Source organism: Chryseobacterium tructae (genome assembly GCF_030409875.1).
Taxonomy (GTDB): domain Bacteria; phylum Bacteroidota; class Bacteroidia; order Flavobacteriales; family Weeksellaceae; genus Chryseobacterium; species Chryseobacterium tructae.
Genome location: NZ_JAUFQR010000001.1, coordinates 3,510,830 through 3,524,258, shown reverse-complemented (window position 1 = coordinate 3,524,258; position 13,429 = coordinate 3,510,830). Strand labels below are relative to the sequence as shown.

11 protein-coding genes, 4 pseudogenes and 1 riboswitch are annotated in these 13,429 nt (G+C 34.9%); of the genes and pseudogenes, 7 read left to right on the top strand and 8 right to left on the bottom strand.

The genetic code is table 11. From position 1 onward, the window contains the following. The first annotated feature begins 39 nt into the window (after positions 1-39). Both QWZ06_RS17535 and QWZ06_RS17530 read left to right on the top strand, forming a co-directional pair. Positions 40-1,280, top strand: a pseudogene (locus tag QWZ06_RS17535) (MFS transporter). A 169-nt stretch (positions 1,281-1,449) separates the two neighbouring features. After that, entirely contained in the window at positions 1,450-1,632 is a 183-nt protein-coding gene (locus QWZ06_RS17530; RefSeq protein ID WP_290299968.1) for a hypothetical protein, read from the top strand. Between the two features lie 78 nt (positions 1,633-1,710). Here the strand turns inward: QWZ06_RS17530 and QWZ06_RS17525 are convergent. The 4 genes and pseudogenes from QWZ06_RS17525 to QWZ06_RS17510 all read right to left on the bottom strand — a co-directional run bounded on the left by QWZ06_RS17525 (position 1,711) and on the right by QWZ06_RS17510 (position 6,335). Then, positions 1,711-2,645, bottom strand: a pseudogene (locus QWZ06_RS17525) (YeiH family protein). Between the two features lie 201 nt (positions 2,646-2,846). Beyond that, positions 2,847-3,722: a LysR substrate-binding domain-containing protein gene (locus tag QWZ06_RS17520; protein ID WP_290299966.1), complete on the bottom strand. Its 876-nt coding sequence runs from the start codon at positions 3,720-3,722 to the stop codon at positions 2,847-2,849. A gap of 92 nt (positions 3,723-3,814) precedes the next feature. After that, on the bottom strand, positions 3,815-5,122 hold the full coding sequence (locus tag QWZ06_RS17515; RefSeq protein ID WP_290299963.1) for a voltage-gated chloride channel family protein: 1,308 nt from the start codon (positions 5,120-5,122) through the stop codon (positions 3,815-3,817). A 31-nt stretch (positions 5,123-5,153) separates the two neighbouring features. After that, a riboswitch (Fluoride riboswitch) is annotated at positions 5,154-5,221 on the bottom strand. Between the two features lie 646 nt (positions 5,222-5,867). Continuing rightward, complete coding sequence (locus QWZ06_RS17510) at positions 5,868-6,335, bottom strand: acyl-CoA thioesterase (RefSeq protein ID WP_290299962.1); 468 nt, start codon at positions 6,333-6,335, stop codon at positions 5,868-5,870. Positions 6,336-6,454: 119 nt separating this feature from the next. On the opposite strand from QWZ06_RS17510, the gene QWZ06_RS17505 reads away from it, so the two are divergent. Next, positions 6,455-6,808: an arsenate reductase family protein gene (locus tag QWZ06_RS17505; protein WP_290299960.1), complete on the top strand. Its 354-nt coding sequence runs from the start codon at positions 6,455-6,457 to the stop codon at positions 6,806-6,808. Positions 6,809-6,931: 123 nt separating this feature from the next. Next, on the top strand, positions 6,932-7,120 hold the full coding sequence (locus tag QWZ06_RS17500) for a hypothetical protein (protein WP_290299959.1): 189 nt from the start codon (positions 6,932-6,934) through the stop codon (positions 7,118-7,120). A gap of 171 nt (positions 7,121-7,291) precedes the next feature. Here the strand turns inward: QWZ06_RS17500 and gcvT are convergent, their stop codons facing one another. From gcvT to idi, 3 genes and pseudogenes are all read right to left on the bottom strand, one after another. Continuing rightward, entirely contained in the window at positions 7,292-8,368 is a 1,077-nt protein-coding gene (gene gcvT / locus QWZ06_RS17495) for a glycine cleavage system aminomethyltransferase GcvT (RefSeq protein WP_290299958.1), read from the bottom strand. 9 nt (positions 8,369-8,377) lie between these two features. Further along, a complete protein-coding gene (locus QWZ06_RS17490; protein WP_290299955.1) occupies positions 8,378-8,848 on the bottom strand; it encodes a hypothetical protein in 471 nt (156 codons plus the stop codon). Positions 8,849-8,850: 2 nt separating this feature from the next. Continuing rightward, a pseudogene (gene idi, locus QWZ06_RS17485) lies at positions 8,851-9,359 on the bottom strand (isopentenyl-diphosphate Delta-isomerase). 315 nt (positions 9,360-9,674) lie between these two features. Here idi and QWZ06_RS17480 point away from each other — a divergent pair. Together QWZ06_RS17480 and QWZ06_RS17475 are read left to right on the top strand one after the other, a co-directional pair. Next, positions 9,675-10,085 carry an LNS2 domain-containing protein gene (locus QWZ06_RS17480; RefSeq protein WP_290299953.1) on the top strand — a complete coding sequence of 137 codons (411 nt, stop codon included), beginning with the start codon at positions 9,675-9,677 and terminating at the stop codon, positions 10,083-10,085. A gap of 85 nt (positions 10,086-10,170) precedes the next feature. Further along, a pseudogene (locus QWZ06_RS17475) lies at positions 10,171-11,129 on the top strand (D-2-hydroxyacid dehydrogenase). Positions 11,130-11,203: 74 nt separating this feature from the next. On the opposite strand, the gene mscL reads toward QWZ06_RS17475, so the two are convergent. Then, entirely contained in the window at positions 11,204-11,584 is a 381-nt protein-coding gene (gene mscL, locus QWZ06_RS17470) for a large conductance mechanosensitive channel protein MscL (RefSeq protein WP_068942591.1), read from the bottom strand. 245 nt (positions 11,585-11,829) lie between these two features. Here mscL and QWZ06_RS17465 point away from each other — a divergent pair, with 245 nt between their 5' ends. Continuing rightward, complete coding sequence (locus QWZ06_RS17465) at positions 11,830-13,347, top strand: NAD(P)H-hydrate dehydratase (protein ID WP_290299950.1); 1,518 nt, start codon at positions 11,830-11,832, stop codon at positions 13,345-13,347. Positions 13,348-13,429: the final 82 nt, after the last annotated feature.

Sequence of the window (13,429 nt, the reverse complement as noted above, 5' to 3'; positions counted from 1 at the left end):
AGAAATTGAAAGGTTTTTTATTTTTATCAAAACTTAACAATGCAAGAATTATCTCTGTCTTCAAAATTGAAGTACATTTTCTCTATTCCCGTTATTATCGCAGCCTTGGGCTATTTTGTAGATATCTATGACCTTCTCCTGTTTGGGATTGTGAGGATTCCCAGTTTAAAGCTTTAGGGCTTAATCCTGATGTTGACGGAACCTTTATCCTAAATTGTCAGATGGTAGGTCTTCTTATCGGAGGTATATTCTGGGGAGTTTTCGGAGATAAAAAAGGAAGGCTTTCCGTACTCTTTGGTTCTATTCTGGTATATTCTCTTGCGAATATAGCCTGTGGATTTTTGCCTTATTTTCCAAAAGAGCATTTAGTGTATCAATATGCTGGTTTAAGGTTTATTGCGGGAATAGGTCTGGCTGGAGAGCTTGGAGCCGGAATTACGTTGGTTTCTGAAAGTCTGCCGAAGAATTTAAGAGCCATTGGTACCTCTGTAGTGGCTGGTTTTGGATTAATGGGAGCTGTTGTAGCGCAATTAACAGTAGAATTAGCCGGAGGCTGGAATATTTCCTATATCATCGGTGGAATTATGGGGATTCTATTACTGTTATTGAGAATCAGTGTTTCCGAATCCGGAATTTATAAGAATATTGAGCATAAAAATGTCTCCAAAGGAAATTTTCTCTCTTTTTTTACCAATAAAGACAGGTTGATACGATACTTGAAATGTATTGCTGTGGGATTACCGACCTGGTATTGTATAGGGATCTTGGCTGTTTTGGCCAATCAATTTGCTCCCGAATTCGGAATCAAGGAGATTAATCCAGGGAAGGCCATTATGTGGGCTTATGTAGGTATTTCTGTAGGAGATCTAATGAGTGGTTTTATTTCTCATGCTTTAAAATCACGTAAGATGGCTATATTTTACATGTTGTTGTTTACTTTGGTTGGCGTAGGAATTATGTTATTTGGGAATACCAATACTGAAACAAAGTATTATATGTTCTGTGTTTGGCTGGGCTTTGGGACAGGCTATTGGGCAATGTTTGTTACCCTTGCAGCAGAACAATTTGGAACCAATATCAGAAATACAGCCACCACTACTGTTCCGAATATGGTAAGAGGGCTGGTTCCTGTAATGATTCTGGCTTTTGACTTCTTTAAAGGTAGTTTTTCTGTCGTAGAAAGTGCGGCAATTGTAGGGGTTGTGGTATTTGGTTTGGCATTTTATTCTTCATTGACAATTTCAGAAACGCATAATAAGGATCTGGAATTTATAGAGTAAATTTTGAATTGTTTAAAAAATAGAAGTAGAGTTATTGTGTTTTATGGTATCATAATTATATTAAATCAATAATTTATTATAATTTGAATATAATTGTGTTGCGAATATTTAATATTTGTTTAACTTTGGAATGTAACTAAAACTATACGTTTAACTAAAAACAAATAACATGAACATTACTAAAAATGCTAAAAAATTGAAAAAAGCAGACTTGAAAAACATTACAGGAGGAATAAGCGGTAAACCGGATTTATCTCTTTGTGGATGCAGCTGTTCAGGTGCTGTAACAGGACCGGAATATTGCTCTATATATATCGGCTGTCTACAGGTATATAACTGTCCGCAGATATAACAAATTATTTAGAATTAAATAAACATTTCCACATTTAATAGGCAGCACCCTCCTGATTTCAGAAGGGTGTTGCTGTTTTTAGTGAATGATGTATAACAAGCTTCCAATACTGATGGTTACCCAAAGCAGTACAGCGGTAAGCAAGGGCTTAAAACCTATTGATTTTAAAGTCTGAATAGAAAGAGTAGATCCAATAAAAAACAGGGTCAGATTCAATCCGGATTTAGCTAAAGAAGTAATAGCCGTACTGAAAGTATCCATAATAGGAAAATATGTATTCAGTAAAATAGCTAAGATGAAATACCCTATAAACCACGGAATTTTAATTTTTGAATCTTTACTTTTAAAAATAAACATGGTGATCAGGGAAACCGGAATAATCCATAAAGCACGAGCTAATTTAACCGTAGTGGCAATTTTTAAGGCTTCATCACCATATTTACTGGCAGCACCTACCACAGAACTAGTGTCATGAATTCCCACAGCACACCATAAACCAACTGTTCTTGAGAAAGATTCAGCAGATGTCCGACTGCAGGATATACAAATAAAGCAATAGAATTCAATGTAAAGACAATTGCTAAAGCCAGAGATATTTGTTTGGTCGTGGGTTTAATGATAGGAGAAACCGCAGCAATGGCACTTCCACCACAGATAGCCGTTCCGGCAGATAAGAGGTAGGATAGTGGTCTTTCAAGCTTGAAGATCTTTCCTAAAAAATATCCCAGAACCATTACAGTAACAATACTTACAACCGTTAACATTAATCCTGTTTTTCCGGCATGAAGTGCTTCATCCAGTTTTAATCCAAAACCTAATCCGACAATAGAGATCTGTAACAACAGATGAATATATTGATGCAAATGTTTTTCAAATGGATTTCCCATAAAAACAGCTAGGGCAAAACCTAATGCCAGAGCAATGGGAGAAGAAATGAATGGAGTAAGACATAAAACTGCCAATCCAATAAAAATTACTTTTCGTGTCGTTTCATTTTGAATGAAATCTTTCATATTTCGAACTTTTAAAATCTGGTTCAAAATTCGTAAATATGTTATTACAAAGTAAATTGTATTTTGTTATACCGGATAACTAAAAGTTATAAAAGATAAAGTCGTTAAACAACTATTTTGTATTGGGGTATCAATATCAATAAAGGTCGGCTTTAGCCCGCCAAAAAATAAAAAAGATCCACTGGCTTTAGCCAAAACGTATTACTCTGCAAATCTTAAAAAGAGTTCTATAAGCTCTGATTGCTCTCCTTTGGGAAGGATAAAATGAAAATCTCTTTCAATATTGAAGTTTTTAATGTCAATAACAGTAAGAATATTATTTTTCAGCTCATTTAAAATGGTACTGATAGAAAGAAAAGCCATACAATCCGAATGAAGAAGATAGTTTTTGATGCTCTCGCTGCTTCCCAACTGAATAACGGTATTCAACTCATGAATGTTAACTCCCTTTTCTCTTAATCGGTTTTGGATATACTCAAGAGTTCCTGAACCTTGTTCACGGAAAATAAGATTCAGCTGATAGAGGTCTTTTACATTTAACATTTTATGAGCCAGAGGATGATCTGACTTGGCGGCCAGAACAATTTCATCGGGTTTAAAAGCTTTATAATCAAAATAAGAAGATTGTGATTCCCCCTCAATAATACCAAGGTCGATTTTTTCTTCTTTTAAAAGAGTGGAAATGGCTTCAGTATTCCCAGTCAACAGTTCAATTTTAATATCTTTATAATAAGCATTGAATTTGGCCAAAATTTCAGGCAAAATATACTGGGCTACAGTGGTACTGGCTCCAATGATTAGTTTTCCTTTATGTTGTTGGTTGATCTGACTGATTTCAAATTCCAGATCACGATAGATATTTCTGATCTTTTCAGCGTATTCATACAGGATTTTACCACTTTGCGTCAACTGTATGGAAGTTCCCTTTCTGTCAAATAATTTGGTGCTCAACTGAACTTCAATTTCTTTGATGTGCTTGGTAACTGCCGGTTGCGAAATATGAAGCTCCTCAGAAGCTTTAGTAAAACTCAGTCTGGAAGCTACGGTATGGAAAACTTTTAACCTGTAATCGAACATGGTGCAAAAGTACGGATTATAGTTGTATTTCGGGTAACAGTGTTGGAGAGGTTTGTGGTTCGTGGTGCGTCTTTTAATGGCTTGTTGGATGATTAAAGAAAATCGGAAATAGATCTATCCTGTTGGCTCTCATACCTTCTATTTTTAGCTTCACCAATCTTTTGTTTAGTGTAAATGCTATTGTGCCCCGAAAGAAGATAAGAAACCACGCAGGCAATAGCTATATAAATACCACATTCTGCCCCAAATAATTCAATTCCCATTAACATACAGGCTAATGGAGTGTTGGTTGCTCCTGCAAATACAGCCACAAATCCCATTCCTGCCAATAATCCAAAAGGTAATGGAATAAATAGGGATAATGCACTTCCTAATGTTGCTCCAATAAAAAATAATGGAGTTACTTCACCACCTTTGAAACCTGCTGAAAGGGTAACGATGGTAAAAATCATTTTTATGGCAAAATCATAGAATGGGAGCTGCTTTTCAAAAGACTCCAGAATCACCGGAACTCCCAGTCCGATATATCTTGTTGTACCCATGAGCAGAACGGCAAGGGCAATAATAATTCCTCCAATAACCGGACGAAGCGGTGGATATTTAATCTTCGATTTAAAAATAGACCCTGCCCAATGAATGATTTTACTGAATGCTGCAGCACAAATACCAAAAGTAATACCTGCTAAAATACTATATAAGATAGGGAGAAACTCTAGTTTAGGGATAAAATCAATATGATAGTGAGTATGTTTTACATTCCAGAGGTTGGTAGCCCAATCCGCAAGAATTGCTGAGGCAAAAGCTGGGAATATGGCATTATAACGTATCCTTCCGATCAGAAATACCTCAAGTCCGAACACAGCACCTGCCAAAGGAGTTCCAAACACAGAACCGAATCCGGCAGCAATGGCAGAGATAATTAATATTTTCCTTTCATTTTTATCAAGCTTAAAAGGTTTACTAAGTTGATCCGCAATAGCACCAGCCATCTGAAGAGCTGTTCCCTCACGACCAGCTGAACCTCCAAAAAAATGAGTGGCAATGGTTCCTAAGTAAACGAAAGGAGCCATTTTGAATGGAATAATCTCTTTAGGATCATGAATAGTATCAATCAGAAGATTATTTCCAGCCTCCACATCTTTTCCCCAATAATAATAGATAAGCCCAATTAAAAAACCAGCCACAGGAAGCAAAGCAATTAGCCATAAATGGCTTTCTCTAAAATTTGTCGCCCATTCCAGCGATTGTAAAAAGCCAGCAGAGGCACTTCCTGCCAAAGCTCCAATAATGATACTGATTAGAAGCCATTTGCCAATATAAGGCAGTGCCGGAAATTTTCTAAAGAAAAATTGAGTGTGAAAAATTGTTTTTTTAACAAGTGTTCGTTGGTTTTTTGACATAATAATCCTGATTAGTTATTGTTTAATAATCTCTCAATCAGGCGTCATCAGCTTTTGTAAAGCGGTTGGGGAAGGAAGAACACCATTTCCTTTTGATGTTACAAAGATATAAATTATGATTAAAAGATAAAAGATAAAAGATAAAAGATAAAAGATAAAAGATAAAAGATAAAAGATAAAAGATAAAAGATAAAAGATAAAAGATAAAAGATAAAAGATAAAAGATAAAAGATAAAAGATCTTGTCGTTAAACATCTATTATCCATCCCGATATCAACATCAATAGGGATGGGCTTTAGCCCATCCGAATAAATGAATATGCAATCCATTGGCTTTAGCCAAAACCTAAAAACTGAGCATATCTTTAATCATAAATACCTAGTTCAAAACCACAGGATTTGGTGATATTGATGTTTAATATATTGGATAATGTATTGCCTTATCTATTTCTACAGGATTGTTGTATTTTCTGATTACCTCCTGCATGCTTTTGGCCTGGGTATTCAGTTCTTCTATATTGCGAATTTCCTTTCCGTTGATATTGATGCGTAAATTACCGTTGTTTTTGTTAAAATTATTCCTTTCAAAAGCAAATGGGTCATTATAAAATTCAATAATAAGTTTCTGTTTTTGCTTTTCATTGATGGGAATAGCTTATTTCTAAAGTTGGATTCATTTTGTACCTAGTATCCATACTCTCAATATTTTGACTGAAAGTATTCGAATGCTTCAAAGCTATACATTTCTATAAAAAGGGTTTCATTTCATCCTCAATCTGAGTTCTGAGTTCCATCAGACGCTTGGCATATTGTTCCTGTAGTTTTTCCTCTTCTGTTTCGGGGGTCCATTTAGGGACAGGCAGCTTTTTACCATTTTCATCCACAGCAACGAAGACGATGATGCAATGTGTTTTTTTATCAAAAGTAGGCTGTTTCAGATTTCTGGAAAAGACATTGATCGCAATATGCATGCTTGAGCTTCCAGTGTAAATGACCTGAGCATCTACTTTTACCACTTCTCCAATTTTAATCGGTTCGTAGAAACGTATTCCTCCAACATATACTGTAACTGAATAATTTCCACTCCAGGTAGTGGCACACGCATAGCCTGCCTGATCAATCCATTTCATAACACTTCCGCCATGCACATTTCCGCCGTAATTAACATCTGATGGCTCTGAAATAAATTGAAAAGTAATAGGTTTGTTCTGCATCTTTATAAAATTTGAATAAAGTTATTTAATAATTTTCAAAGTTTTAGATTAAATCCTACTTTTGAAAGACGAAATAAATAATGAAGTAGAATTTTAACAAATAACAGACAAGAATAATAATGAAGAAAGTATTTTACCTAAATACCTGCGATACCTGCAGAAAAATTTTAGCTCAATTTGACCTTACAGACTGGGAACTTCGCGAGATTAAAAAGCAACCCATTACCAAAGAAGAATTAGAAGAAATGCATAAGCTGGCGAAATCATACGAAGCTTTGTTCAGCAAAAAATCTACTCAGATTAAATTGAGAGGTCTGGATGTAAAGTCTTTGAGAGAAAAAGATTTCAAAGAATTATTATTGGATCACTATACCTTCTTAAAGCGTCCAGTTTTTATCACAGATAAAGAGATTTTTATAGGGAATGATAAAAATAACATAGAGGCTCTAAGAACATTCTTTGGAGTAGAATAATAATTTAGCTCAATAAATATAAACTTAGGCTCCGCTTGCGGAGCTTATTTTTTTATTTAAAATGTTGGTATATAATATTTTAATGTTTTTATTCTTATATTTAAATAATCAAAAACTATTATTATGAATCAAAACATTTTTAAAGCCCAGAAACTTAACAGGTTAGCATTAAAAGAAATTAAAGGTGGGGGAAAAGTTATTGTTCCTAATTGTTTTACACTTTGTGGTGAAGCAGGAGGTGTAGTCTCCAATCATCCAGGAAGAGGAGATATGTGTACTCCGGACAGATCACTTTGCTGTTACTGCAGATAAGAATATAGAGATTGTAAGGTTTTACAGTCTCTTTTTTATTCAGTTCAAAAGTATTTTGGGTTGAAATTTTAAGGAAACTAAGAGTGTAAATTTCCTATTTCTGAAATAAAATAATTAAAAGAAAAGAGACTATCCGAAGATAGTCTCTTATTCTATATTGTATGAGATTCATTATACAAAAGGAGCTTTCACTACTTTTGCAGGAAGGTTTTTGTTTCTTACCTGAATAAAGATCTCAGAACCTAATTTGAAGTGAGGCTTGTCTACATAAGCAAGACCTAAACCGATCTTTTTCATTGGAGACTGAGTTCCTGAAGTTACTTTTCCGATTACATTTCCTTCAGCATCTACAACAGGGTAGTCGTGTCTTGGAACTCCTTTATCCTGAAGTTCGAAGGCTACTAATTTTCTTGTAACACCTTCCTCTTTTTGTTTTGCAAAAGTATCTTTAGAAACGAATTCTTTATCAAATTTAGTAATCCATCCTAAACCAGCTTCAATGGGAGAAGTTGTATCATCAATATCATTTCCGTATAAGCAGAATCCTTTTTCAAGTCTTAAAGTATCTCTGGAAGCCAATCCACAAGGAATAATTCCTTCTGCTTCACCAGCTTTCATTATTTCATCCCAAAGTTTTTCTGCGCTTTCGTTTTTGAAATAGATCTCAAAACCTCCGCTTCCCGTGTATCCTGTATTGGAAATAATGATATCATTTACTCCTGCTACACTTCCTACTGTAAAGTTATAGTAAGGGATTTCAGAAAGGTTTACATCAGTAAGCTTTTGAAGAATTTCAGTAGCCTTAGGACCCTGAACGGCTAATAATGACATGTCATCAGAAGCATTGGTCATTTTCGCTCCGAACGTATTGTATTTTGAGATATGATTCCAGTCTTTATCAATATTGGAAGCGTTGACTACTACAAAATATTTATCATCTTCCATTTTGTAAACGATAAGGTCGTCCACAATTCCTCCGTTTTCATTTGGAAGACATGAGTACTGAGCTTTTCCGTTTTCAAGAGCATCTACATTGTTAGTCGTCACGAATTGTAAAAGATCTTTTGATCCCGAACCTTCGATAAAAAACTGACCCATGTGGGAAACATCAAACAATCCTGCTTTTTCTCTTACTGCAAAATGCTCTTCCGTTACTCCTGAATATTGTACAGGCATTTCAAAACCTGCGAAAGGTACGATCTTAGCTCCCAAGGAAACATGTTTGTCGTACAAAGCTGTTTTCTTCATATTTAATTTTTATTTCTTTATTTTAAAACTGTTAAAAGTCTCATTGAATAGGGTCATATAGTTTCCATTCCAGAATTTTTGGCCACAATTAATGGTGACCAGATACAAGTCTTTATCCTTCTGAAAGGCTCTTGTAATCCAGAATAGTTTTTCTTTTTCATCAAAATATTCGTAATAATATTCCGTGTATCCTTTTTTACTTCTATTTTCCTTTACCTTTTTTTCTTCATCTTGCGATTTATAAAGAGCCAGAATGAATTTCTTTGTTTCGGCTTTGGGCAAATTCAAGTCGTGGTATTCGGAAATGGTAATGGCTCCAATTTCATTGGTAGGGAAAATATTAACGATATCACTATCATTAGTAGATCTCCAACCTTCAGGAACGTTGATAGAGTAGTTTGGGCTATCATAAGAATTTGTCTTTTGGGCAAAAAACAAACTTCCTGATAGTATGGTAGTAAAAAGAAGTATTTTTTTCATCGTTAAAAATGGTGTTTATATTCTTCAAGGATGATTTTGAACCATGCAGTAAAATGTTCAGGATTTTCAGAAATTTCTTTATCAAGATCTTCAGGAGAAATAAATCTTACTTCTTCCACTTCCTCTTTATTCAGATTAAATCGGATTCATAATTTCCTACAAAGACATGATCTAGCTCGTGCTCCCAGAGATCACCACCTACATCTGCTTTATAAATGAAGTTGAATTTTTCTGACAGTTCAGTCTCAATTCCCAATTCTTCTTTGAGCCTTCGTTGGGCTCCGGCCAGATAAGTTTCCCCAATTCTTGGGTGTGAACATACTGCATTGGTCCATTGGTTGGGAGAATGGTATTTTCCTGACGCTCTTTTCTGAAGCAGCATTTCGCCATTGTTGTTAAACAGAAATACAGAAAAAGCACGGTGTAACAGGCCATTAACGTGAGCCTGCTGTTTCTCCATCAAACCCAAAACTACATCATCAGGATTTACTAAAACTACAAATTCTTCCATTTCTACAAATGTAAGTGTAATAAATGTATTTTGGAAATTTTTCAGAAAACATTCTATCTTTTGAATGATAAGGAAGGGAATGAAAAAGAAATTTGAAATATAAAGTAAGTTTCGCTAAATCTCCAAATTTTATCAATACCAATACCTAAAACTAAAATTGTAAATGAAAATTTTTAATCATAAGGCCTGAAATAATGAATAAAATGTTTATATTATTTATTAAATAACGATTTTTGTAGTAAATTTTTAACATAAACCAAGATTAATACACTTGGTAGGTATAAAAGACTTAACTTTGTTTCACAAATTTTCGTGATGGAATTAGAATACGTAGAGCACATTAGTCCTATTCTTAAGGATGGAGTTAAAAATTACTTAATCGATATAGATGGAACCATTACAGATGACGTTCCTAATGAAGAACCAGAAAGAATGGTTACCTGTGAACCATATCCTGATGCTTTGGCAACCGTTAATAAATGGTATGATGAAGGGCATCAGATTTGTTTCTTTACCTCAAGAACAGAAAACTTAAAGCAAATCACCATCGATTGGTTGGATAAGCATGGTTTCAAATACCACAGCGTACTCTGCGGAAAACCGAGAGGAGGTAATTATCACTGGATCGATAATCATTTGGTAAGAGCTACAAGATACAAGGGAAGATTTACAGACCTGGTAGAAAAGCAAGTAACCATTGAAGTATTCAAAGAAGACGAAGAATAAAATAATATAATGAGAGATTTAAAAATTGAATGGAGTACATCCTTTAATTTTTAAATCTTTCTACTTTTAAAACATAGTTGTATTTATGAAAGTTTTAGCTAATGACGGCCTGGATCAATCTGGAATTGATGCATTAACAGAAAAGGGATTCGAGGTTATTACTGCAAAAGTTCCACAGGAATTTTTAGTAGATTATATTAATGAGCACCAAGTGCGTACTTTATTGGTAAGAAGTGCTACGCAGGTAAGGAAAGATATTATCGATGGTTGCCCTTCTCTTGAAATTATAGGAAGAGGAGGTGTAGGTATGGATAATATTGATGTAGACTATGCAAGAGAAAAAGGCCTTCATGTCATCAATACACCGGCAGCGTCTTCGGAGTCTGTTGCTGAACTTGTTTTTGCTCATTTATTTTCCGGAGCCAGATTCCTTCAGGATTCCAACAGAAAGATGCCTTTGGTAGGTGATACTGAGTTTGCAGGGCTTAAAAAAGCATATGCGGCAGGAATTGAACTAAGAGGAAAGACCATCGGAATTATCGGAATGGGAAGAATAGGTCAGGAGGTAGCAAGAATTGCCCTTGGACTTGGAATGAGAGTCGTTGCAGCAGATAACAATGTGGGAAGAGCAAGTATTAAAGTGAAGTTCTATAACAATCAGTTTATCAACGTAGATATAGAAACAGAACCTTTGCAGGAAGTATTGAAGCATTCAGATTTTATTACTCTTCACGTTCCGGCTCAGAAAGAAGGATATATGATTGGTAAAAATGAGTTTGAGATTATGAAGGATGGAGTAGCGATTGTAAACTGTTCCAGAGGTGGAGTCATTGATGAATCTGCTTTAATGGAAGCTTTGGATTCCGGTAAAGTAAAGTTTGCAGGACTGGATGTTTTCATTAACGAGCCAACACCTTCTAAAGAGATCCTTAATCACTCCAAATCTCCCTGACGCCTCACACAGGTGCTTCTACTTTAGAAGCTCAGGATAGAATAGGACTTTCTCTGGCTGATCAGATTTCAAGTATTTTACAGATTCAGTAATTGAATCCATAAGATAAAAGTAAAAAAGCACCTTCTTGAAGGTGCTTTTATATTGTAAACTGTTACAGAGTAGATTATATATTGTTTTTGCTTTTCAACAAATCTCTGATCTCAGCTAATAGCTTTTGATCGTCTGTAGGTCCGGCAGGAGCAGGAGCCTCTTTTTTGTTAACTTTATTAGCTCCTTTAATGATAAAGAAAAGAACCATAGCAATACATAGGAAACTAATGACAGCAGAAAGGAAATTTCCATAAGCAACACCATTCCAGGTAAGTTTAGCTATATTTTCCGCACCTGCAGCTTTAAGTGCAGGGTTTAAGATCAAAGGAGTGATAACATCTTCCACCAAAGATGAAACAATTTTACCAAATGCTGCACCAATGATTACACCGACAGCAAGATCGAGAACATTTCCTTTAAAGGCAAACTCTTTAAATTCCTTAACAAATCCCATAATTTATATTTTTTTAATTAGTATATACACAAAAATATAATTAAAAAATGTAAAAAACACTACTTTTTGTAGTTTTTTATTCCAAAAATGCTTGCTTTTATCCTAAATCTGTATTATCCATTTTAATGGAAATTGTAACTTTATCCTTATATTTTATTTCATTAATGATGTCTCTGTATTTTTGTTATCGGAGGTTTAGCATAATGAAATATCCTTTATAATTTATTTAAAAACCAGATTTACTTATGAAAATCTTCACAGCTGGACAAATTCGGAGTTGGGATCAGTTTACTATTTCCAATGAACCTGTATCTTCCATTCAATTGATGGAAAGAGCTTCAATGGCTGCCGCCAATTGGATCTCCGAACATTGTAAAGTTCATAGAAGGGTGGTTTTGTTTTGTGGTCATGGAAATAATGGCGGCGATGGGTTTGCTGTAGCGAGAATGTTGTATCTGAAAGGCTTTGACGTTGATGTTTTTATTAAAGATATCAAAGGAGAGTTCTCAGAAGATGCATGGGTGAATCTTAAAAGGCTGGGAAGTACTTCTGGAATTTTCGTTCGATCTTTCAGTCAGATTGAGCATTACAAGTTTGATGATAAAACTATTATTATTGATGCTCTTTTTGGAACTGGATTATCGAGACCTTTAGATGAAGGGTATGGAGATATGGTTGATTGGATCAACAAAAAAGATCATATTAAAATAGCAATAGATCTTCCTTCAGGATTGTCTGCTGATCAGACTTTTGAGGGTGATTTTGTTGTTTTAAAAGCTGATTATACGCTGACTTTCCAATGCTGGAAAAGAAGCTTTCTCCATCCGGAAACTGGAAAATACACAGGAAAAGTGATCGTTTTGGATATTGGTTTAAGTAAAGATTATAGTGACACAACAAAAACCAATTATTTTGTAATAGATGATTACTTTGTTCAATCTCTTTTTAAATCGAGAAATGAATTCGCACACAAAGGAAATTATGGTAAGGCAGTTATTGTTGGGGGAAGTTATGGAAAGATCGGAGCGGTTGTATTGGCAACAAAATCAGCATTGAAAACCGGTGCTGGGCTTACTTTTACATTGGCTCCTCAATGTGGATATGAAATTGTGCAAATTTCCTGCCCTGAAGCAATGTTTATAGAAGGCGGAGAACACTATATAAAGAGTTTTAATCCCGATAAAGGAACAACAGTAGGAATAGGTCCCGGTTTAGGAACACATGAAGATACTCAAAAGGGACTCCTGAGTTTTCTGAAAGATTATCATACTCCATTAGTCTTGGATGCCGATGCATTGAATATAATTTCTGAAAATCATAACAACCTTCAGTTAATTCCTGAAAGGTCAATTATGACTCCGCATCCTAAAGAATTTGAAAGGCTGTTTGGGAAAACGGAAAACTCTTTTAAAAGATTAGAATTAGCAAAAGAAAAAGCGAGGGAGTTCGATATCTATATTATACTGAAAGATCATCATACACAAGTGATTACTCCTGAAGGAGATGTTTATTATAATGTGACCGGAAATGCCGGATTGGCCAAAGGAGGAAGTGGTGATATTCTGACCGGAATCCTGACTTCTCTTTTAGCACAAGGGTATTCGGAAAAAGAAACCTCTATTTTAGGAGTTTGGCTGCATGGAAAGGCTGCTGACTTTGCGGCAAAAAAGTACTCGAAAGAATCTATGCTTCCAACAGATGTCATCAATGAATTGGGGAATGTTTTTGTAGAATTAAATAAAAAAACAGAGCGAAATTTATAAAATAATAAACCGAATTAAACTTTAAAAAGGCAAATCTGTATGAAACAAATTTGCCTTTTCTATTTTTAAACCGAGATGATCT